We start from the raw sequence: 22,099 nt of genomic DNA on the forward strand, positions 1-22,099 counted from the left end.
CCAGACTGCAAGCGTTATCGTTGACTTCCATCGCGAGCAAGCTCGCGCCTACAGGATTGCGGTTGATCCCTGGGCTGCTTGAGCAGTCCGGTTCAACCGCTTGTTGAACTCAAGCCACGCCCCCAGCAACGCCATCAACCCGGCACCCACCAGCGCCGTGAAGATCTGCATGGCAACAGCGTCGTCGGTCAACGCATTGACCATGTCCGCCAAGGGCGCCAACAGCACGCCCAGACAGAAAATCTCCAGTGAGAATCGGCCCATGCGGCAACTTTGCTGCGCGAGCCAGTTTTGCGTCCATCCGCTGTCGGGAATCAGTTTCGCCGTGACATAGGCCAGTGCGAGGAAGTGCAGCAGGCGCACGGGGGACAGGTCGGTCTTACTGATCGGGTACAGGAAGTCTCGCAGGCTCGCCGGCACCATGGCATCGTGTATGTCCGGCCAACGCCACAGCACGGTCAGCACCGCCGCGACCACGACATACAGCGCCGCACCGACAAACAACGGCTGGCGAATCAATGGGCGGATCTCGGGCAAGCGCGGGCGCTGGCTGTGGATCGCAGCGGCACCGCCGAGCACAAACAGCAACTGCCAGGCGACCGGGTTGAAATACCACACGCCGTCCTTGATGGCCGCCAGGTTCCAGCCGGCCAGCGGCACCATCAGATACAGCGCCAATGACATCGCGACCACCACCCAGGCCTTGCGCACCAGCAGCGGCAGCACCAGGGGCAAGCCCGCCAACAGCACGATGTACAGCGGCAACGGGTCCATCAGGTTCGGCTTGAAGCGCAACAGCAGCTCATCGATCAGGGCCTGCTGAGGATTGCTGATGAAGTGATGCATGCCCATTTCTTCCACCAGGTCCCGTGTTTCCACGTGGCTGTTGGCGAAAAACACAATGCCCATCAGCATCGCCAACAGGAAGATGTGCACCACGTAGAGCACCCACGCCCGGCGCAGGATTTTCACGCAGGCGATCAGAAAGCCTTCGCGCGCCAGGACTTTGCCGTACGCCAGGACGGACGCGAAACCTGCCAGAAACACGAAAACCTCGGCCGCATCGCTGAAACCGAAGTTACGCAGGGTGATTTGCCCCAAGGGGTTGTGGGGCACGTGATCCCAAAAGATGAAGATCAGTGCCAGACCACGGAAAAAGTCGATCCGGTGATCGCGCGCTAAGGTCATGACAGCAGGCTCGTAACAACGGGTGAAAATGGGATTGGCCACGGGCGCAAAGGCCACGCGCCCGATCGGCGGCGCGCAGGGTGGACTGATTCGCGGGCAATTGCAAAGTCGGGATATTACCGGATGTCTCGGGCGTTGCTTCAAGGCTCAACCGCTGGTCTGAAAGGTCGGTCACCCTGCGATTTCTGACAGTAGACAGGCTCCAATATTAATGAGTGCGTCGTTCTTGAAACGGGAGCCTCCCATGAGACTGTTGTGGAAAGGGCTGTCCAGTTACACGGTGATCGGGGTCGCCAACACCCTGATTCACTGGCAGATCTTTTTCCTGCTCAGCGTGGCGGCCGGCTTCAGCCAAGCGGTCAGCAACCTGGCGGCCTTCTGCGTGGCTGCGTCGTTTTCCTTCTACATGAATGCGCAATTCACCTTCGCCGCCAGTGCCACGGTCGCAGGTTACCTGCTGTTCCTTTTGGGCATGGGGGCATTGAGCCTGGGGATCGGCCATCTGGGCGACATCTGGCGATTGCACGGTTTGCTCACGGTGGCCGTGTTTTCGGCGTTGAGCCTGGTGTTCGGCTTCCTGTATTCCAAATACGTGGTGTTCCGCGAGCGTGATCAATGAAAATCTCGCTCATTGTCCCGGTGTTCAACGAAGAGCAGTCCATCAACCTGTTTTATCAGGCGGTGCGACGGGAGTTGAGGCTGGGCGACACCGAAGTCGAGATCGTGTTCATCAACGACGGCAGCTCCGACCGCACGGCCGAACAGGCTACGGCACTGACCCAGACGGACGATCAGGTCATGCTGATCAATTTTTCGCGCAACTTCGGCAAGGAACCGGCACTGTTTGCCGGCCTGGAGCATGCCAGCGGCGATGCCGTGATACCGATGGATGTCGACCTGCAGGACCCGATCAACGTCATTCCGTTGTTGATCGAGCAATGGCAAAAGGGTGCCGACGTGGTCCTCGCCAAGCGCCGCAGCCGGGCCGCCGACGGCTACCTCAGGCGCCACAGCGCGTCGATTTTCTACCATGTGCTCAATCGCATCGCCTACACCCGCATCGAGGAAAACGTCGGGGACTTCCGGCTGATGGATCGCAAGGTGGTCGATGTGATCCGGTCCCTGCCCGAGCACCAGTTGTTCATGAAAGGCGTGCTGTCGTGGGCCGGGTTCAACACCGTGGTGGTGGAGTTCGAGCGGCCAGGAAGGGTGGCGGGGAGCAGCAAGTTCAATGGCTGGAAGCTGTGGAACCTGGCCCTGGAAGGCGTGACCTCGTTCAGCACCGTGCCGCTGCGCTTGTGGACTTACGTCGGTGGCGGCATTTCGATTTTCGCGGTGCTTTACGCGGTGTACATGGTGCTGGACAAGATTTTCTTCGGTAACAGCGTTCCCGGATACCCGTCACTGATGACCGCGATCCTGTTTCTCGGCGGCGTGCAACTGATCGGCATCGGCATCCTCGGCGAATACATCGGACGCATCTACATCGAGGCCAAGCACCGGCCGCGTTATGTGATCAAGGACATCGTCGGCGGTAAAGACCGGGGCGGACGCTAGCATGGGCCGGTTTGGCGATTTCTTCGTTCGCGAGCTCAGTCGGCATCAGGTCTGGCGGTTTTTTCTGTTTGCGACCTTCTTGTATGTCCTGCCGTTGATCCTCGCCGATTATCCCTACATCGATGATAACTGGCGCTCGCTGGCGGCGGGCATGGCCTGGGCCGAACAGGGCCGACTCTTTGCCCAGTTGTTCTACAACGCGCTGACCTTCAGCCATGCCGCGCCGAACATCTTTCCCTTGCCCTTGCTGATCGCCACGCTGGCCATGGCGTCGGCACTGAGCAGTCTGACGTTCCACTATTTCCGCCAGCCCACCATTGCTTGCTGCCTGGTGCTGTTACCGCTCTGGTACAACCCGTTCTTCCTGCAAAATCTGTCCTATCAATACGACGGTCCCACCACGACGCTGAGCCTGGTGGCGGTGATCTACGCCATCACCTTTCGTCACCCGTGGCGCAGCGTACAATGGCTGGTGCCTTCGTTCCTGATTGCACTGGCGCTGGGGTTGTATCAGGTCAGCCTGAATGTGTTCCTGGGCCTGTGTTGCCTGGAGTTGCTCAGGGCCGCCAACGATAAGACGGCCCCGGTGCCATGGCGCGACCTGCTGGGCTGGAAAACCGCCCAGGTCATCCTCGGCTTGTTGATCTACAGCGTCAGTGCCGGTCCGTACATGGACTCCAGTCGCACATTGCTGCTCGATTGGACAGCGCATCCCTTATTGCAGATCCAGATCAACATTGGCCGGGTCCTGGAAAAAGTCGTGCTGCTGTTCCATGGCGGATGGCTCTGGGTGTTCGGCGGGTTGCTGTTGATTGCAATGGCCGGGGTGGTGCGGTTGGGATTGAACGTAGCGGCGCGTCAGGACGGCGGGCCGAAGAAGCTGTTGATCGGCCTGATGTGTTTGCTGACCGTGCCGGTGGTGACGCTGCTGGTGTCCGGTGTCGCGCTGATTTTCCGCGATTTCAACGAGGGCGCGCGCACCTTGATGGGTTTCGCCGTGCTGCTGGTGTTGCTGTGCTATTTGAGTCATCTGGCGCTGGCGTCGATCCATGAACGACTGCCACTGCTGTTGATCATTCCACTGCTGGCCATGTTGTCGTTGTCGTTCGCCTATGGCCGGGTGCTGACCGTGCAGAAAACCTTCGCGTCCACGGCGCTGGCCAGCCTTGATTACGACATCGCCAGCCGTCAGGCACTGCGCGAGGCCAGGCGGATCTACATGTCGGTGAGTTATTCCGACTACTGGTTGCTGGCGGCGGCAGGCTCGTTCAAGCAGCTGCCGGTGCTGCACTACCTGCTCAATACCGACTTTTACATGCTGGCCGAGAATCTGCCGAAAGCGGGGATCACCAACGTGGTGGCGGAGCGGGAGCGGCGCAATGCGACGCGGGTGGGTTATCAGGGCTATGCGCCGCTGGTGGACAGCCAGTTCTACCGGATTTACCTGATCGGTGATTACGGTTTCATCGTGATGAAGGAGCCGACCCCGAGTAAAACATTGCGTTGGTGACGCGCGATTTCGATCGGGGTGGCGAGGTCATGCAGCCGCTATGTCTTGGGGTTCGAAACTGTCGGCCCGGGCCATTTGCCACATCCGCGAATAGAACTCGCCGTTCACTTCACCGGTCAGCAACTCGCCCGGTTTGAGGAACACATGCAGTTGTGAGAACAGCTTGATCTCGGTCGCCGACATGCGTCGCACCAGGTGCTTGGCCGACAGCTGCGACGGATGATCGAGGCCGGCGGCAGCGAGCATTTCCGCCAGAGCCTTGAGGGTGTTGCGGTGGAAGTTGAACACGCGCTGGGCCTTGTCCGGCACCACCAGCGCGCGCTGGCGCAGGGTGTCCTGAGTGGCGACGCCGGTCGGGCATTTGTTGGTGTGGCAGCTCTGAGACTGGATGCAGCCAATGGCGAACATGAAGCCGCGCGCCGAGTTGGCCCAGTCGGCACCGATGGCCAGCACGCTGGCGATGTCGAAGGCGCTGACGATCTTGCCGCTGGCGCCGAGTTTGATCTTGTCCCGCAGGTTCAGCCCCACCAGGGTGTTGTGCACGAACAACAGGCCTTCGCGCATCGGCACACCGATGTGGTCGGTGAACTCCACAGGCGCCGCGCCGGTGCCGCCTTCCTTGCCGTCGACGACGATGAAGTCCGGGAGGATGCCTGTTTCCAGCATGGCCTTGGCGATGCCCATGAACTCCCACGGATGGCCGAGGCAGAACTTGAAGCCCACCGGTTTGCCGCCGGACAACTCACGCAGTTGCGCGATGAAATGCATCATTTCGATCGGCGTGGAAAACGCAGTGTGGCGCGACGGTGACACGCAGTCCTCGCCCATCAGGATGCCGCGGGTCTCGGCGATTTCCCGTGTGACCTTGTGCTTGGGCAGGATACCGCCGTGGCCGGGCTTGGCGCCCTGGCTCATCTTGATTTCGATCATCCGCACCTGCGGCGTCCGGGCTTGAGCCGCGAAGCGTTCCGGGTCGAAGTGGCCGTCGCTGGTGCGGCAGCCGAAGTAGCCGCTGCCCAGCTCCCAGGTCAGGTCGCCACCGTTTTCCCGGTGATAGGGGCTGATGCTGCCTTCGCCGGTGTCATGGGCGAAGTTACCGAGCCTTGCGCCCTGGTTCAAGGCGCGGATGGCGTTGGCGCTGAGGGAGCCGAAACTCATGGCCGAGATATTGAACACCGACGCCGAATAGGGCTGGGTGCACTGCGGGCCGCCGACGGTGACGCGAAAACTGCTCGGGTCGCTCAAGGGCGCCGGGCGCATGGAGTGGCCGATGAATTCGAAGCCTGATTGATACACATCGATCAGCGTGCCGAAGGGTTTGTCGGCGGTTTCATTCTTGGCCCGGGAATAGACCAGCGAGCGCTGGGCCCGGGAGAAGGGCAGGGCGTCGCTGTCGGATTCGAGCAGGTACTGGCGGATTTCCGGGCGGATGCCTTCGACCAGATAGCGGATGTTGCCGAGGATCGGGTAATTTCGGCGCACAGCGTGCGGGCTTTGCAGCAGATCGAACAGGCCGATCAGGCTGAGGACAGCGGTGACGGCGGTGATCGGCCAGAGCCAGTCGTATTCAAGAAAAGGCAGGCTGGCGAGGGTGAAGATCACGCAGACGGCAAAGAAGGCGTAACGGCTCAGGAGTGACAGGCTCATACGGTTTCCTTGGGTTCGGACTCAATATTGTGGCTAAAACACAAAACACTGTAGGAGCGAGCCTGCTCGCGAAGGCGGCGGTGCAGTCGACATCGATGTTGGCTGACATACCGCTATCGCGAGCAGGCTCGCTCCTACAGAAAAGCTGTCAGGCATTTTGTGCCTGCAGAAAAATCGAAAACAGCTCGGACTGGGATTTGATCCCCAGCTTGCTGTACATGTGTTTCTTGTGAACTTTCACGGTTTCGACCGAGATTTCCAGCTTACGGGCGATTTCTTTACTGGAGCAACCGCTGAGCATCAAACGCCCGACATCCAGCTCCCGGGCCGTCAACTGCGCGCCTTTGAGCTGCTGCACCGAGGCTTCCAGCTGAACCCGCCAGTCGGCTTGCGGCGGGGTGGGGGCCAGAGCCACGACTTCGTTGATTTCATAGGGTAGACGCTGGCGCAACAGGCCGAGTACCCACGGTTGGATCAGCGACAACAAGGCGATCTGCTGGCCGCTGAAGCGTTGCTTGCTGCCCAGGGACAGGCACAACGTGCGGTCGCCTTCGAGCTGACAATTGAACTGGATTTCATCGGCCACCACATTCAGACGAAAGTAGCGCTGGTAATACTCGGTCAGCTCGAAGTGCTCCGGGGCCACTTCCGACAGGCGATACAGCCCGGTGCGCGACTGTTCGCGGCAGGCGATGTAGAAGGGATCGAGCAGGTACAGGCCGCGCAGGTAATCCTGGAACAACTGGTCGGGGCTGCCGTCTTCGCCGGGGCATTCGGCGAACACCTGCGGGCGCTGATCGGCGCTGAAAAGCAGCGCCACCCAGCTGTCGAAAGGCACGTACTGGTCCAGCAACCGGACAAGCTGAGTCCAGAAATTGGGCTTGTCCAGGGCGTCGATCAGTTGCCCCACCGAACGGTGCCAGGCGATGTCGTCCAGCGAGAGTGTCATGCATCTACCCCTATCGTGTTACCCCGGCGGCGTAATTCCCCGCCCGGTTGCTTGCTGCGCATACTGGCGCACAGACACCGACCGGGCAATCTTTCTGCCGCCCGGCCCATGACAAGGAATACCCATGAAGGTCGAACTCGCCCAATTGGCAGGCCGTGACAACGACACGGCCTACAACCTCGAACGCACCCTGGCGGCGATGGCTGCGTGCGCAGCCGACACGCAGCTGATCCTGTTCCCCGAAGGCCACTTGATGGGCTTCCCTTCGGCGCAGTCCGTGGCGGATGTGGCCGAGGCGCTGGATGGCCCGTCCGTCAGTGCGGTGATCGCCGCCGCACGCCAGCGCAATATCGCCGTGGCCATCGGCATGGCCGAGAACGACAACGGCCGTTTCTACAACACCACGCTGCTGATCACCCCTGAAGGCATCGCGCTGAAGTACCGCAAGACGCACTTGTGGGCCTCGGATCGCGGTGTCTACGAGGCGGGCGATCGCTACGCCACCTGCCTGTGGAACGGCGTACGCGTGGGCCTGCTGATTTGCTACGACATCGAATTCCCCGAAAGCGCCCGCGCCCTGGCGCAACTGGGGGCCGAACTGTTGATTGTCACCAACGGCAACATGGACCCGTACGGCCCGACCCACCGCACCGCGATCATGGCCCGCGCCCAGGAAAACCAGGCGTTTGCGCTGATGGTCAACCGGGTGGAAGCGGGTGACGGTGGTTTGCTGTTTGCCGGCGGCAGCGCATTGGTCGATCCGCTGGGCACCCTGTTGTTCGAAGCCGGACGCGAGGAAGGGCAGTTTGCGCTCGAACTGGACCTGAACCAGTTGACGGCGGCGCGCCAGGATTATCGCTATCTGGATGATCAGCGGCTGAAGTTGCCGGGGGAGGTGATTGAACAGGCTTCTGGATTGCGGGAGTTGCTGATTCCTGCGCGTTGATCCGGGTTCTGTGCTGGCGGGCTGACGCCTTCGCGAGCAGGCTCGCTCCCACAGGGGGCTCCAGTGGATTCAGATTTTGTGATCGACACAAATCCTGTGGGAGCGAGCCTGCTCGCGATGAGGCCCTCCCGGACGACACACCTGCCTGACCAAAGAACAACAACGAAACACCTGTAACTTGCGCCGAACTCGGCTCTGCCATAAATCCAATAAAATCCGGAGTAGTCGCTCATGGCTCGTTTGCAACGCACCCTGTCACTGGGGTCGGTGGTGCTGTTTGGCATCGCCTACATGACGCCGATCATTGTGCTCGGCACCTTTGGCATCCTTGCTCAATCCACCGCCGGCATGGTGCCGGCCGCGTACCTCGCGGCGCTGGTGGCGATGTTCTTCACCGCCATGAGCTACGGGCGCATGGCCTCGGCGTTCCCGGTGGCCGGCTCGGCCTACAGCTATGTGCGCAAGGCCATCAGCCCGAAACTCGGGTTCATCGCCGGTTGGGCGGTGCTGCTCGATTACCTGTTCCTGCCGATGGCGATCTGGCTGATCGGCGCGGCCTACCTCAACTCCGCTTTCCCGGCGGTGCCGCAGTGGGTTTGGGTACTGGCGTTCATCGGCATCACCAGCGCGATCAACATCGTCGGCCTGAAACTGGCCAACGGCATCAACGCCTTGTTGATGCTGGTGCAGTTCCTGGTGCTGATCGCCTTCGTCGCGTTGTGCGTGCATTACGTCGGCGGTGATGGGAGCACGCCGTTGTGGTCGATCAAGCCGTTCTTCAATGGCGACATGCAAATGCCGCTGATCATGAGCGGCGCGGCCATCGCCTGTTACTCGTTCCTGGGCTTCGACGCCGTCAGTACCCTGACCGAAGAAACCCGCGATCCACGCCGCACCATCCCGCGGGCGATCATGCTGATCACTCTGATCGGCGGGCTTGTTTTCGTCGGCGTATCGTACTTCGTACAGATTGCTCATCCGTCGTTCCAGTTCGCCAGCGTCGACTCGGCGGCCTATGAAATTGCCCGCAACATCGGTGGCGACCTGTTCGTCTCGATCTTCCTGATCGGCCTGATCGTCGGCCAGTTCGCCTCGGGCCTGTCAGCCCAGGCCAGCGGGTCGCGACTGCTGTACGCCATGGGCCGCGACGGCGTACTGCCGAAGTCGTTTTTCGGCACCTTGCACGAACGCTTCGGCACGCCGATCAACAGCATCCTGCTGTGCGCGGTGGTGGCTTTGCTGGCACTGAAACTGGACGTCACCACCTCGACCTCGTTCATCAACTTCGGCGCATTCCTGGCCTTTAGCCTGGTCAACCTGTCGGTGATCTTCCATTACTGGATCGGTGGCGAAAACAAAGGTCTGCGCGAATTCGTGCTGTTCCTGCTGTTCCCGTTCATCGGCCTGGCGGCGGATTTGTGGCTGATGGTCAGCCTCGATCACCTGGCGGTTTATCTGGGGTTGAGCTGGCTGGCGATCGGCGTGGTGTACCTGGCGGTGTTGACCGGCGGGTTCCGTCGGCAGCCGCCGGAAATGGATTTCCAGGAAGCGCTCTGAGGCGCCGTCAGGCGGCCGGTCGGGTCTGGCGTAGCGGCAGTTGTACGCGAAACGTCGTACCGGCCCCCAGTTCGCTGCTCACCGAAATATCGCCACCGTGTTTTTTCACAATGCCATAGGACAGGGACAGGCCCAGCCCTGTCCCTTGGCCCACCGGTTTTGTGGTGAAAAACGGATCGAAGATTTTTTGCAGGGTGTCGGGCGCGATACCTGATCCTGTATCGGCGATTTCGATCCACGCCGTCTCGCCTTGCGTCCCGGTACGAAGGGTGATGGTGCCGCGTTCGGGGCCCATGGCCTGCGCGGCGTTTACCACGAGGTTCATGATGACCTGGTTGATTTGCGACGGCAGGCACTCGATTTCCGGCAGCACCTGATAGTCCTTGACCACATCGGCCTTGTACTTGAGTTCGCTGGCGACGATGTTCAGTGTCGACTCGATGCCCTGTTGCAGATTGGCCCATTGCCATTCCTGACTGTTGTCGACCCGGGAGAAATCTTTCAGGTCCCTGACGATCTGCCCGACCCGGCTGATTCCTTCCTTCGATTCCTTGATCAACAGCGGCACGTCCTCGCGCAGATACTCAAGTTCGATCTGCTCGCGCATGTGCTCCAGTTGCAGAGCGGTCGGGCTGCCCGCCAGAACCTGTTCAGCGCTGTGGTAGGCGTCGAGCATGGTCAGCAATTGCTGAAAGTAACCGTCCAGGGTGCCAAGGTTGGAGGAGATGAACCCGATCGGATTGTTGATCTCATGCGCGACACCGGCCGCCAGTTGGCCCAGCGAAGCGAGCTTTTCCGATTGCACCAACTGGCCTTCCAGTTGCTTGCGCTCGTCGATTTCCCGCTGCAAGGCCTCACTGGCCTGCTTGAACTGGGCGGTGCGCTGATCCACCAGATGTTCCAGGTGATGCATCTGCAGCGAGGCCCGTTCGGTCATTTCCCATTTGGTCAGCAAGGTGTTGGCCATCTGCTGGACTTCGATGTTGTCGAACGGTTTCTTCAGGATCAGCAGCCGGTCATGGGCATTCAGGCGATTGAGCAGATCGTCCCAGGAATAATCGGAGTAGGCGGTACAGACCACTACCTGCAGTTGCGGATCCTGCTGCCACAGGTGTTCGATGGTTTTTGCCCCGTCCCAGCCGTCGGGCATACGCATGTCGACAAACGCCAGCGCGTAGGGGCGTTGTTCCTGCAGCGCGCGGTTGAGTTTGCCCAGGCCTTCTTCGCCACCATAGGCCGAATCCAGTTCGAACATCGGGCGCTCGGGTTGGGCCTGTTCGCCAAACAATGCGGCCTCCATCTCGTCGAGTTCTGCCGAGTGAGCCTGGGGCGGGGCGAGGATCTTGCGAAAATCGTCGTGGATCGACGGCATGTCGTCGATCAACAGAATGCGGCGGTTCGAGAGCTCACTCATGCGTTCTCCGTTACGGTGATCAGCGGTATCTGCAAGGTAAACAACGCGCCCAGGCCCGGGCCATCGCTGTGGGCGGTGAGGTGGCCGTTCATCTCGATGGCCGCCAGCGCGCAGCTGTGCAGGCCGAAACCATGACCTTCCTTGCGGGTGGTGAAACCGTGGGCAAAGATCCGCGTCATGTTTTCCGGGGCGATACCTTCGCCATCATCCCTGACGCTGATTTCCAGGAAAGTGTCATCGACGATTCGCACACCGAGGGTCATTTCCCTTGAGCGGTTGCTGAGGTCGGACATTGCGTACTTGGCATTGCTGATCAGGTTGATCAGGATCAGCAGCAAGCGGTGCTTGTCCCCCATCACCTGAGGCACCTCGCTGTATTCCTTGATCACCGTGACGTGATGCCGGGTCAGCGCGCCGGCATTCATGCGCAGTGCGTCTTCGAGCAGTTCGCTGATGTACAGCGGTTCGGTGATGCTGTTGGCCCCGGCATAGGATTGCTGGGTGGCAACGATGTCCTTGATATGGTCGACGCTCTTGCTCATCTGCCCCAGTTCGTCGGTCATCTCCTGCTGTTCCTGGGCGATGGCGCCGACCAGTTGATTGAGATAACCGGGCAGTAGCTTGCCCTTGTCGTCCTCGGTCAGGAAATGGCCAAGATCCTCCGGATGGCCGTTGATCAGTTGCATTGCCTTGCCCAGTCCGAGGGTCTTGCTGCTGCGAAGCTTTCGCGCGATCAGGTCGGCAGAGATGTTCACGCTATTGAGCACGTTGCCGACGTTGTGCAGCACGTTGGTCGCGATTTCGGCCATGCCGGCCTGGCGTGCGGTGGCGAGCAATTCGCTCTGGGCATTCCTGAGCTCGCGGGTACGTTCCTCGACCCGCTGTTCGAGCACGTCGTTGGCGGTTTGCAGAGCGCTGTTGACCCGATTGATCTCGGCGAAGCTGCGGATCAGGCGAAAGGCCAGCCACATCAGCAGCAACACCAGCAGGCCGGAAAACGCCAGCAGGTAGAAATGGTATTTCTTGTCGATTTTCTCGGCCCGTTGCTGATCCTGGTTGAGCATGTTGGTGATGTCGTCCAGACGATCCGCCACGGGAACCTCTTCGATGTCTTCGAGCAAAGCGTTGACAAGCGGCTGCTCGCGCAGGATCAGGGCGACGTGATTGCTGAGGATCCTGATCGGGGTATGAAACTCCCCAGGCAAGCGTTGCGCGTTCACCGCCAGTTTGCTCAGCCCCACCTGAATGTCGGCGGCTTTGTCGACGGAGGTGACCTGGGCGAACTCCAGGGCACTGAGCAACAGGTCATAGGTATCGGTGGCGATGTTTTGCACTTGCAGCTTGTCGAGGTCAGGCAGGTCGGCCAGTTGCGCCTGGATGTCGTCCTCGGCGGTGGGCAGGAAGGCCAGCGAGTTGCGCAGTAAGGCGTTGTGCGACTTGAACTGCTCCACCAGGCGGGTCTTTTCCTGCATCGTCTGCAGAAAAGCCTCGTGGGCATCGTTCCATTGCTGTGACTCGTTGCGCCCATGACCTGACTCCATGGTTTCGAACTGCTCCCATAGCCGGTTCATCTCGTTCATTGGCGAAACCAGAGGGTCGTAGTTATGCGAAATCGCCACCCGGGCCTTGAGGACCTCGTTTTCCCACTGGGCGTCCTGCTGTTTCATCAGGCGGATCAGATCCCGGGATTCCGAGTAGTTCACGGTCTGTTCCGAGTTGGATTTGAAGTACAGAAAAACCAGGGTCGAGGCCAGGAGCACGGCGACGAGCGCGAGTAACAGCAGGCTGAAGCGGCGTGACAGCTTTATCATGACTTACCCTTCCATTCGCCGGTCAGGGTCTTGAGAAACTTCACAATCAGCGCTTTGTCTTCAGCGCTCGGCATGCGTCCCAACTGATACTGGAACATGACGTCCACGGCTCTTTCGAGGGTGGGCGCCGAGCCGTCGTGAAAGTAGGGGGCGGTCAGGGCGACATTGCGCAGGCTCGGGACCTTGAACACCGAGCGGTCCGCTTCGTCACCGGTAATGTTGAACCGTCCCTGGTCGGCGGCGGTCGGGTTGCCGCGATCGGCGATGTAATCACCGAACACCCCGAACTTCTGGAACATGTTGCCACCGATGTTCACGCCCTGATGACAGGCGATGCAGCCGTAGTCCTTGAAGCGCTGATAGCCGTATTTCTCGTCGAGGGTCAGGATGCTCGTATTGCCCAGCAGGTATTGATCGAAACGGGATCCGGGTGTCAGCAGGGTGCGCTCGTAGGCGGCCAGTGCGCTCTGTATGTTGGCCTTGGTCACTGCATTCGGGTACGCCGCGCTGAAGCCTGCGCGGTAGTCTGAATCCTCGTTGATCCGCTGGACGATGGTGTTCCAGTCGCTGCCCATTTCGTGGGGACTGGTAATGACGATGTTGCTTTGCGCCTCGAGCGTTTCGACGCGGCCGTCCCAGAATTGGCGAAAGTTGAGGCTGGCGTTGAACACCGTCGGCGTGTTGATCGATACCGGTTGTCCATCGAAGCCGAGGGACAGTGCACGGGTGTCCGCTCCGCTCTTGTCCAGTTGATGACAACTGGCGCAGGACAGGGTGTTGTTGACCGACAGGCGCGGATCACTGAAGAGCTTGCGACCGAGTTCAACCTGACCGGGGTTCTGTTTCGGTATTTCGGGCAAGGGTTTGAGCGGTTCGTCCAGCGGCGCGGCACCGGCGATTGCACTGAACCCGTAAAGCAGGATCGCAAGGGAGCGGGGGACAAGGGACATGGGCCATCGTCTCGCGAATTTACCGCCGGACTGTCGTTTCTGCCTGTTCATGAGTCGTCTCGCTGTTCTGCCCAGCCAACGGCCAGCAGCCGCGCAAAAGCGTCTGCCGGCAGGGCCTTGCTGAAGTAGTAACCCTGGCCTTCCTCACATTGATGGGCCTTGAGAAACGCCAGTTGCTCCTCGGTCTCGACGCCTTCGGCGATGACATTCAGATCGAGGCTCCTGCCCAGGCTGATGATCGCGCTGACCAGGGCGGCATCGTTGGTGTCATTGCTCAAGCCACGAATGAACGACTGATCGATTTTCAGCACATCGATGGGGAACCGGCGCAGATAGCTCAAGCTGGAATATCCGGTGCCGAAGTCATCGATGGCCAGCCGCACCCCCAGCGTCTTCAGTCGGTTCAGCGCGGTCATGGTCGTCTCGACGTTCTGCATCAGCACACCTTCGGTGATCTCCAGTTCCAGCAGGCAGGGGGGCATTCCCGTCTGTTCGAGTATCTGTTCGATGCCTTCGACGAAATCACGTTGACGAAAGTCGATGGCCGATGTGTTGACCGACATGCGGATCGCCGGCAGTCCGGCCGCTTGCCAGAGCCGTGTCTGGCGACAGGCTTCGGCCAATACCCACTTGCTCAATGGCACGATCAGACCGCTGTCTTCGGCCACGGGGATGAACTCGGACGGATAGACCAGGCCATGCCCGGGTTTTTGCCAACGCACCAGCGCCTCCGCACCGACTACCCGTCCGCTGCTCAGTTCGATTTTCGGTTGGTAGTGCAGGACGAATTCGTGCCTTTGCAGGGCCTGACGAATGCCCGATTCGATGCTCTGCTGCTCCCTGGCACGCTGGTTCATGGCTTCGATGAAGAAACCGATGTCGTTCGGACCGCTTTCCTTGATGTGGCGCATGGCGGATTCGGCTTTTTTGATCAGATCAATGGCCTCGAACCCGTCATCGGGGTAAACGCTGATGCCCAGACTGGCGGTGATGCTGATCTCCTGGCCGGCGATCGACTGTGGGCTGCGCACGGCACTCAGCAATTTTTCGGCGATGCCGCGGGTCTGCTGGGGGTGGTTGATGTCGCTGAGGATCACCACGAATTCGTCGGCGCCATAGCGAAAGACCGAATCGGACTCTCGCACGTACTTGAGCAGTTGTTGCCCGACCCGTTTGAGCATTTCGTCCCCTGCCGGGTGGCCCAGAGCGTTGTTGATGCGCTTGAATCGGTCCAGCCCGAGAAACATCACCACCAGATGCTTGTCATGGCGTCGGCAAGTGGCCAGCGACTGGCTCAGGCGATCACCCAGCAATGTGCTGTTGGGCAACCCTGTAAGGGCGTCGTACTGCAGCAGGTGCGATACCTTGAGCAGTTCGTGTACCCGTGCCTCGATGGTCTGCTCAAGGCTCAACAACTTCAGCGCCGCGTCCTGTGCCAACTGCCATTTCCAGGTCAGGGCGTTGGCCATCTGGCGGATTTCCAGGATGTCGAAAGGCTTTTTCAGAATCAGCAACTGGTCACCGAACTGCAGTCGTTCGGCCACGGCTTCCCAGCTGTAGTCGGAATAAGCGGTGCACAAGGCAATTTGCAGGTTCGGGTCGGCATTCCACAGGTGTTCGATGGTTTCCAGGCCGTCCCAGCCGGGCGGCATACGCATGTCGATAAATGCCAGGGCATAGGGGCGGCTATCGGCCAAGGCACGTTCGACCAGCTCCAGGGCTTCCTTGCCCTGATAGGCGGAGTCGATCTGGAAGCTGAGACGCAGTGACGGCCGAGTCCCGAACAGCGAATGCTCGAGACTGTTCAGATCTGCTTCGGAGCCGGTATCCGGGGTGAGGATCTTGCGAAAATCGGCATGGATCGCCGGTGTGTCATCGATGATGAGAATACGTCGGTTGGTCTGGGGGGAAAGTGTTTTCATCCCTCATCCTCCCTGAGGGACGGAGGAGCGATGCTGCCGTCCTTGAGCAATCGGGCCGCTTGTTCAGGATTCACGGCCTCGCTGAAGTAGAGGCCTTGTGCGCTTGATAGCGGGGCGGCTGACTCTGGCGTGCGGGGCCGATCCGACGGCTGGACGCCTTCGGTAATGATGCCGATTCCCAGGTCCCGGGCGAAGTTGACGATTGCCCGCAGGCTGTTGGCGCCAGCCGCATCCTGGGTCGCGCCGTCGATAAAGGATTGGTTGAGCTTCAGGTGATTGACCCGGTAGGTTTTCAGGTAATCGAATGATGAATATTCGGTGCCGAAATCATCGATGGCGATTTTTACCCCCAGCTCACGTAGCCGTGGCAGTACATCGTTTTGGGTCCACTTGGTTTGCGCCAGAGTCGCTTCGGTCACGTCGAAACGCAGGTCCCAGGGGGCGAGCTCCCATCGCGCAGTGGTGCGCAGCACGTCGTAAATGAGCTCCGGACCACTCTTTAGCTGCGCCAGGGACAGTTTGATCGCCATCACGGGGGGTGCCATTCCCTCGTTACGCCACAGGCTCATCTGCCGGCAGGCCTGGTTCAGCACCCAGCGTCCGAGAGGGATGATGGCGCCGGTCTTTTCCGCCGCGGGCACGAAAGCCGGCGCCTGCAGTTCGCCGCGCTGGGGATGGCACCAGCGCACTTGCGCTTCCATGCCCAGGATCCTGCCGCTGTGCATATCCACTTCCGGAACGTAATGCAGCGCCAGTTCATCGCGCTCGATGGCCGTCATCAAGTCATTGGCGATGGTCATGCGCTCGGCCACCTCCTGAGTGATCTCCTGCGAGTGGAAGTGATATTGGTTGCGGCCCATTTCCTTGGAACGGTACAGCGCCATGTCCGCCTGGCTCAGCAGGCTGTCGGCGTCGAGGCAGGCGACGCCGTAGCTGCTGATGCCGATGCTGACTGAAATATGCAGGGCATTGCCGGCGAGGTTGTACGGCGTCAGCAGCGCATCGCGGATATTGGCTGCCATGGCGGCGGACTGGGTCGGGTCGCTGACGTCCAGTTGCAGGATCGCGAACTCGTCCCCGCCCAGGCGTGCGACCACATCGTTTTCCCGCACGCCGGATTTGATGCGCCGGGCCACTTCCTGCAACAACAGATCACCCACCGGATGGCCGAGGGTGTCGTTGATCCGCTTGAAGTGATCCAGGTCCAGATAAAATACCGCGAATGCCTCTGCGCCTCGACGTGCGGCAGCAAAGGCCTGATGCAGGCGTTCGATCAGGGTGGCGCGATTGGCCAGGCCGGTGAGCCCGTCGGTGCGGGCGAGCAGGGCCATTTTTTCTTCGGCCAGCCGGCGTTCGGTAATGTCGAGAATGATCCCCTCGACTTCCAGCAGGCGACCGTCATGGTCGCGTACGGGAATGTAGCGGTTCTCCACCCAGCGCCATGTACCCTGGCCGGTGCGCAGGCGAAACTCAATCGAGGCGCCCAGCGCATGGCGGTCCAGCACCCGGGCCATGGCCGCATCGACACTGGCCTGGTCTTCCGGGTGGATCAACTGCTGGGCCCAGTTGGCCGAGCTCACCAGATCGGCGGCGACGTGTCCGTAGCGGGTGATGTTATGGGAAATGTACATCAGCGGAAACGATGGCTCGCCGCGCAACCGGTAAAGGATCGTCGGGCTGTTCTGCACGATGATATTGGCGTCGGACAGTTCCCGGGTACGCTCCTGGACCGCCTGTTCCAGCAGGTTCATCTTGAGCGCGGCATCTTCGGTCATCTGCCATTTGACCGTGAGTGCGCTGGCCATCTGGCGTATCTCGATGGCGTCGAAGGGCTTCTTCAGAATCAGCAGGCGGTCGTTCAGCGCCAGCCGTTGGTCGATGTCCTCCCAGGAATAGTCGGAGTAGGCGGTGCACAGCGCCACCTGCAATTTGGGATCGACCTGCCATAACCGTTCGATGGTCTCCAGGCCATCCCAGCCAGGTGGCATGCGCATATCGATGAATGCCATTGCATAGGGACGATCATCGGCCAGGGCGGCTTCGAGCTTGTCCAGGGCTTCGCGGCCCTGAAACGCCGAGTCCAGCTCAAAGTGTTGGGTCTGAGTGGGGGACTGGGTGCCGAACAGGAGGTTTTCGGTTTGTCCCAGGCTGTCGTCCTCGGCAATGCCGGGGCTGAGTATTTTGGCGAAATCGGCATGAATCGACGCGGTGTCGTCGACAATGAGGACGCGGCGATTGATTTGCGGCGGCCGGATATTCATTGATCGGCACCCGCCGGGGTACACGCGTTCAACTTCGGGAGCATCCTTTTCCCCTCCACACGTCTGCACACAGGCCGGTTGTATCATCCAGTGTGCTGAGCATAGTTGCCAGTTCGTCATTTTGCCTGTCGGGTTCAAGCGGTGATTTGCGCCCATGGCGGAAAAATCATCTAGCCTGTCACTCAAGCAAGGGCAAGAAAGGACGTAGGCCCGCGCCAACTGACACATTCACGGTTCACTTGAGGCCATGCCATGGAAGAGCAGTCCGCCCCGCCTTTGCCCCGTCGACCCAAGGTGTTGCTGGTCGATGACGAGGAATCGATCCTCAGCAGTTTGCGCCGCCTGTTGCGCGGCCAACCCTACGATGTGCTGCTGGCCGGCAGTGGCGCGCAGGCGCTGGAAATCATGGCGCAGCAGCCGGTGGATCTGGTGATGAGCGATGCACGCATGCCCAATATGGACGGTGCCACGTTGCTGGCGCATGTCCATCGGCTCTATCCGCAGACCACGCGGATCATGCTGACCGGGCACGTCGACCCGTCGGCGATCATCAAGGCCATCAACGAGGGGCAGATTCACCGCTACATCAGCAAACCCTGGAATGACGACGAAATGCTCCTGACCCTGCGCCAGGCCCTGGAGCACCAGCACTCGGAGCGTGAACGCCAGCGCCTGGAACAATTGACCCGGGTGCAGAACGATCAGCTCAAGCTGCTCAACAGCACACTGGAAAAACATGTCGTCGCCCGCACCGCTGAATTGCAGCAGACTGCCGACATGCTCGACCTGGCTTACGAGGAGCTCAAGCACAGCTATGTCACCGGCACCGAAGTGTTCTCGCTGCTGGCCAACCTGCGCCTGCCACCGACCAAGCAGACCAACCGGCAGATCATCGAACTGTTGCGCGGCTACTGTACGAAACATGGGCTGGATGAAGCCGCCAGCCGCGACCTGACCATGGCGGCCGCGTTGTACAACATCGGCAAGCTGAGCTGGTCCGACAGCATGATGGTCACCCCTTCGGATCTGCTGAGGCACACTGACCGCGACCGCTATCGTGGCTATCCGAAGCAGAGTGAATCGCTACTGATGACCCTGGATCCGTTGAAGGACGCGGCGCAGTTGATCCTGCACCATCAGGAACGCTGGGACGGCAGCGGTTTCCCCGACCGGCTCAAGGGCAATGCCATTCCGTTCGGCTCGCGATTGCTGAAGCTGGCGGTCGACTTCGTCGAGTTGCAGCGCGGATTGATTCTCGAACGACAGATGAACAGCGACGAAGCGCTGCTCTACCTGCGCCAGTACGCCGGACGGCTTTACGATCCTGATCTGCTCGAGGATTTCATTCAGGTCTGCGTCACGTTCGTGAGCGATATCGCTCAGGCCGATCCGCAGGTCAAGGTCCTGACTACCCGCGAGCTGACGGCCGGAATGCTGCTGGCGCGCAATCTCAACGCCGACAACGGCATGCTCCTGCTCAATGCCGGAAAGGTGTTGAACGGCCCGCTGGTGGAAAAACTGATCGCGTTCGAAGCCATGGAAGGCGGCAAGTACAGGATTTTCGTGAAGGTCCCGCAGGATACGCCGCAGGTGCTTCAGGCCAAGGCATGACGGCGGACGGTCGGACATGGGATCCTTGTGATTTCCATCAGGGTCCATGGCTGACACATGACATCTGCATCCACTGTTTCACCGCACATTATCCATATCGCCGCCGCCCTGCTGATCGGCCCTGATGGCCGCACACTGTTGGTGCGCAAGCGCGGCACCACGGCGTTCATGCAGCCGGGTGGCAAGATCGAGCCTCACGAGTTGCCGGTCCACGCCCTGGCCCGGGAGCTGGAAGAAGAGCTGGGTCTGGGCATCGACCCGGCGCAGGCCGCTTACCTCGGTCACTTCTCGGCACCGGCCGCCAACGAGCCGGGCTTTGTCGTACACGCCGAGATTTTTCAGCTGCACATCGATGTCGACGTGACGCCCGCGGCAGAGATCGAAGAAGTGATCTGGATCGATCCGGCCACCGACGGCGGTGTCAGCCTGGCACCATTGACACGGGACCTGATCCTGCCGTTTTATCGAGCGTCGCTGACCGCGATCGCCTGATCATTACGCAAAGGACCTCGCCCATGATCCCGCTTCAAGACCTGCTGATTTTTGCTGCTGCCGCGTTGCTGATGGTACTGACACCGGGGCCGAACATGATCTACCTGATCTCCCGTTCGATCTGCCAGGGTCGCAAGGCCGGGGTGATTTCGTTGCTTGGGGTGGTTGCGGGATTCTTCGTGCACCTGTTTGCCGCCGCCGCCGGTTTGACCGCGGTGTTCCTGGCCGTGCCGATGGCCTATGAGGTGTTGAAGTGGGCCGGTGCGTTGTACCTGTTGTGGCTGGCCTGGCAGGCGATCAAGCCCGGTGCGCGCTCGCCGTTCGAGGCGCAGCAGTTGCCCCCGGATTCGTCGCGCAAGTTGATCACCATGGGCTTTCTGACCAGCGCCCTGAACCCGAAAATCGCGGTGTTCTATCTGTCGGTGTTTCCGCAGTTCATCACGCCGGAGCACGGCTCGGTGTTCAGCCAGAGCGTCATCCTCGGCCTGACCCAGATCAGCGTCAGTTTCTGCGTCAACCTGTTGATCGCCATGTTTGCCGCGGGCATCGCCTCGTGGTTCGTCAACAACCCGACCTGGCTGGCGATGCAGCGCTATTTCATGGGCTTCGTGTTGTCGGCGCTGGCGCTGCGGCTGATGCTTGAGCAAAAACGGATGGCTTGAGGATGTGGATCGAACGACTGAATGCCAGCCATGCCCTGGACTACCGGGCGCTCATGCTCGAGGCCTACGACCTGCACCCGCAGGCCTTCACCTCGAGCGTGCGTGAGCGGGCGGCGATGCCGCTGGGCTGGTGGGAGTCGCGCCTGAGCGGCAAGCTGGACGTGGTGTTCGGGGCGTTCGAAGAAGGCCGGTTGGCGGGCATCGCCGGCCTCGCATTCGAGTCTCGGGAAAAGGCCCGGCACAAGGTGACGCTGTTTGGCATGTATGTTTCACCGACGGTCCGCCAGCGCGGGCTCGGCTATCAACTGGTTCAGGCGGCATTGGCCGAGGCGCAGAACGATGCGGGTTTGCGCCTGATCCAGTTGACCGTCACCGCCGGCAATGATGCCGCGTTCAACCTCTACCAGCGCTGCGGTTTCGTCCAGTTCGGACTTGAGCCGATGGCGGTGCGGGTGGGGGAGGATTACTTCGACAAGATCCACATGTGGCGTGAGCTCTAAGGATCACCAGGATCCCTGTAGGAGCGAGCCTGCTCGCGATGGCGGCGTGTCAGTCAATGCAGATATTGAATGTCAGACCGCTATCGCGAGCAGGCTCACTCCTACAGGGATTTTTGTTGCTCTATCGAACGGCGCTGACACCATCGAGCGTCGAAAACGACGTGTCCTTGGCCGTCAGCAAGAAGTCACGCATGTACGGCGCATCGAGCATGTCGGCGCGGATCGCCGCATACAGTGTGGCGAACAAGCCTTTCTCACCCAGCCGCTTGGCTTTCACATAGCCTCGCGAGCTGTATTCATGCAGTGCCCAATGGGGCATGCCGCACACGCCGCGTCCGCTGGCCACCAATTGCATCATCATCACCGTCAGTTCCGAGGTGCGGACCTGGGCCGGTTCGATGTCGGCGGGTTCGAGGAAACGGGTGAAAATGTCCAGCCGATCCCGTTCCACCGGGTAGGTGATCAAGGTTTCCGGGAGCAAGTCTTCGGGAACGATATAGGCCTTGCCGGCCAGGCGGTGCTGGTTGGCCACCGCGAGCATCGCTTCATAAGTGAACAACGGTACATAGGTGATCCCGGCCAGGTCCACCGGATCGGAGGTCACCACCAGGTCCAGATCGCCACGGGCCAGGGCCGGCAACGGGGCGAAGGAAAACCCCGAGGCCAGGTCCAGCTCGACTTCCGGCCAGGCGTCGCGGAACTGGTCGATGGTCGGCATCAGCCACTGGAAGCAACTGTGGCACTCGATGGCCATGTGCAAACGACCGGCGGTGCCACCGGCCAGGCGACTGATGTCGCGTTCGGCGGCGCGCAGCAGCGGCAGGGTGGCGTCGGCCAGTTGCAGCAGGCGCAAACCGGCGCTGGTGAAGCGCACCGGTTTGGTCTTGCGCACGAACAGTGGCATGCCCATGCGCTCCTCCAGCTCCTTGAACTGGTGGGACAGGGCCGATTGGGTCAGGTGCAGGCGATCGGCCGCATCCACCAGGCTGTCGGCTTCGCGCAAGGCGTGCAGGGTCTTGAGGTGACGGATTTCAAGCACCGGAGGCTCCATGAGGAAAACTTGTCGACAAATCGAAAAGGTTGAGTTTGTCTCATGTTGAAGCCGCTGTCGACCACAAGCAC

18 protein-coding genes are annotated in these 22,099 nt (G+C 60.6%); 9 read left to right on the forward strand and 9 right to left on the reverse strand.

The window, feature by feature from the left end; translation table 11 throughout:
* Positions 1 to 48: 48 nt before the first annotated feature.
* A complete protein-coding gene (locus ACM6J5_RS18900; protein ID WP_095943092.1) occupies positions 49 to 1,188 on the reverse strand; it encodes an OpgC family protein in 1,140 nt (379 codons plus the stop codon).
* Positions 1,189 to 1,432: 244 nt separating this feature from the next.
* On the opposite strand from ACM6J5_RS18900, the gene ACM6J5_RS18905 reads away from it, so the two are divergent.
* The 3 genes from ACM6J5_RS18905 to ACM6J5_RS18915 are packed head-to-tail and all read left to right on the forward strand — an operon-like array spanning position 1,433 to position 4,255.
* Complete coding sequence (locus ACM6J5_RS18905) at positions 1,433 to 1,807, forward strand: GtrA family protein (RefSeq protein WP_414929136.1); 375 nt, start codon at positions 1,433 to 1,435, stop codon at positions 1,805 to 1,807.
* Positions 1,804 to 2,745 (forward strand): glycosyltransferase family 2 protein, encoded by a 942-nt coding sequence (locus ACM6J5_RS18910; protein ID WP_414929137.1) that lies wholly within the window; start codon positions 1,804 to 1,806, stop codon positions 2,743 to 2,745. The genes ACM6J5_RS18905 and ACM6J5_RS18910 overlap by 4 nt, the downstream gene beginning before the upstream one ends.
* Position 2,746: 1 nt before the next feature.
* Positions 2,747 to 4,255, forward strand: coding sequence for a glucosyltransferase domain-containing protein (locus ACM6J5_RS18915; protein ID WP_150673002.1), 1,509 nt, complete (start codon positions 2,747 to 2,749; stop codon positions 4,253 to 4,255).
* A gap of 27 nt (positions 4,256 to 4,282) precedes the next feature.
* Here ACM6J5_RS18915 and ACM6J5_RS18920 read toward each other — a convergent pair whose 3' ends face one another.
* Together ACM6J5_RS18920 and ACM6J5_RS18925 are read right to left on the reverse strand one after the other, a co-directional pair.
* Positions 4,283 to 5,902 (reverse strand): FMN-binding glutamate synthase family protein, encoded by a 1,620-nt coding sequence (locus tag ACM6J5_RS18920; RefSeq protein ID WP_414929138.1) that lies wholly within the window; start codon positions 5,900 to 5,902, stop codon positions 4,283 to 4,285.
* Between the two features lie 148 nt (positions 5,903 to 6,050).
* Positions 6,051 to 6,851 (reverse strand): helix-turn-helix transcriptional regulator, encoded by an 801-nt coding sequence (locus tag ACM6J5_RS18925; protein ID WP_150673004.1) that lies wholly within the window; start codon positions 6,849 to 6,851, stop codon positions 6,051 to 6,053.
* Positions 6,852 to 6,975: 124 nt separating this feature from the next.
* Here ACM6J5_RS18925 and ACM6J5_RS18930 point away from each other — a divergent pair, with 124 nt between their 5' ends.
* Both ACM6J5_RS18930 and ACM6J5_RS18935 read left to right on the forward strand, forming a co-directional pair.
* Positions 6,976 to 7,797, forward strand: a complete 822-nt coding sequence (locus ACM6J5_RS18930) for a carbon-nitrogen hydrolase family protein (protein WP_095943098.1) — start codon at positions 6,976 to 6,978, stop codon at positions 7,795 to 7,797.
* Between the two features lie 231 nt (positions 7,798 to 8,028).
* Complete coding sequence (locus ACM6J5_RS18935) at positions 8,029 to 9,354, forward strand: APC family permease (RefSeq protein ID WP_414929139.1); 1,326 nt, start codon at positions 8,029 to 8,031, stop codon at positions 9,352 to 9,354.
* 7 nt (positions 9,355 to 9,361) lie between these two features.
* Here ACM6J5_RS18935 and ACM6J5_RS18940 read toward each other — a convergent pair whose 3' ends face one another.
* Genes ACM6J5_RS18940 through ACM6J5_RS18960 form a run of 5 tightly spaced genes read right to left on the reverse strand, consistent with a single transcriptional unit; the run spans position 9,362 to position 17,712 of the window.
* A complete protein-coding gene (locus ACM6J5_RS18940; RefSeq protein WP_414929140.1) occupies positions 9,362 to 10,768 on the reverse strand; it encodes an ATP-binding protein in 1,407 nt (468 codons plus the stop codon).
* On the reverse strand, positions 10,765 to 12,579 hold the full coding sequence (locus ACM6J5_RS18945) for a DAHL domain-containing protein (protein WP_095943101.1): 1,815 nt from the start codon (positions 12,577 to 12,579) through the stop codon (positions 10,765 to 10,767). Before ACM6J5_RS18945 ends, ACM6J5_RS18940 begins: the two co-directional genes overlap by 4 nt.
* Positions 12,576 to 13,529, reverse strand: a complete 954-nt coding sequence (locus tag ACM6J5_RS18950; protein ID WP_414929141.1) for a cytochrome-c peroxidase — start codon at positions 13,527 to 13,529, stop codon at positions 12,576 to 12,578. The genes ACM6J5_RS18945 and ACM6J5_RS18950 overlap by 4 nt, the downstream gene beginning before the upstream one ends.
* A 47-nt stretch (positions 13,530 to 13,576) precedes the next feature.
* Entirely contained in the window at positions 13,577 to 15,451 is a 1,875-nt protein-coding gene (locus ACM6J5_RS18955) for a putative bifunctional diguanylate cyclase/phosphodiesterase (RefSeq protein ID WP_414929142.1), read from the reverse strand.
* Entirely contained in the window at positions 15,448 to 17,712 is a 2,265-nt protein-coding gene (locus ACM6J5_RS18960; RefSeq protein ID WP_414929143.1) for an EAL domain-containing protein, read from the reverse strand. The genes ACM6J5_RS18955 and ACM6J5_RS18960 overlap by 4 nt, the downstream gene beginning before the upstream one ends.
* Before the next feature lie 252 nt (positions 17,713 to 17,964).
* On the opposite strand from ACM6J5_RS18960, the gene ACM6J5_RS18965 reads away from it, so the two are divergent.
* The 4 genes from ACM6J5_RS18965 to ACM6J5_RS18980 are packed head-to-tail and all read left to right on the forward strand — an operon-like array spanning position 17,965 to position 20,977.
* The gene (locus ACM6J5_RS18965) at positions 17,965 to 19,323 is read left to right on the forward strand and encodes an HD domain-containing phosphohydrolase (RefSeq protein ID WP_414929144.1); all 1,359 of its coding nucleotides are present in this window, start codon (positions 17,965 to 17,967) and stop codon (positions 19,321 to 19,323) included.
* A 57-nt stretch (positions 19,324 to 19,380) separates the two neighbouring features.
* On the forward strand, positions 19,381 to 19,815 hold the full coding sequence (locus ACM6J5_RS18970) for an NUDIX hydrolase (protein ID WP_095943106.1): 435 nt from the start codon (positions 19,381 to 19,383) through the stop codon (positions 19,813 to 19,815).
* 23 nt (positions 19,816 to 19,838) lie between these two features.
* Entirely contained in the window at positions 19,839 to 20,477 is a 639-nt protein-coding gene (locus tag ACM6J5_RS18975; RefSeq protein WP_095943107.1) for a LysE family translocator, read from the forward strand.
* Positions 20,478 to 20,479: 2 nt separating this feature from the next.
* Positions 20,480 to 20,977, forward strand: coding sequence for a GNAT family N-acetyltransferase (locus tag ACM6J5_RS18980; protein ID WP_414929145.1), 498 nt, complete (start codon positions 20,480 to 20,482; stop codon positions 20,975 to 20,977).
* Positions 20,978 to 21,098: 121 nt separating this feature from the next.
* On the opposite strand, the gene metR is transcribed toward ACM6J5_RS18980, so the two are convergent.
* Positions 21,099 to 22,016, reverse strand: coding sequence for a transcriptional regulator MetR (gene metR, locus ACM6J5_RS18985; protein WP_008021042.1), 918 nt, complete (start codon positions 22,014 to 22,016; stop codon positions 21,099 to 21,101).
* Between the last annotated feature and the right edge of the window lie 83 nt (positions 22,017 to 22,099).

Origin of the sequence: Pseudomonas sp. IT-P74, assembly GCF_949768175.1 — a bacterium.
GTDB lineage: Bacteria > Pseudomonadota > Gammaproteobacteria > Pseudomonadales > Pseudomonadaceae > Aquipseudomonas.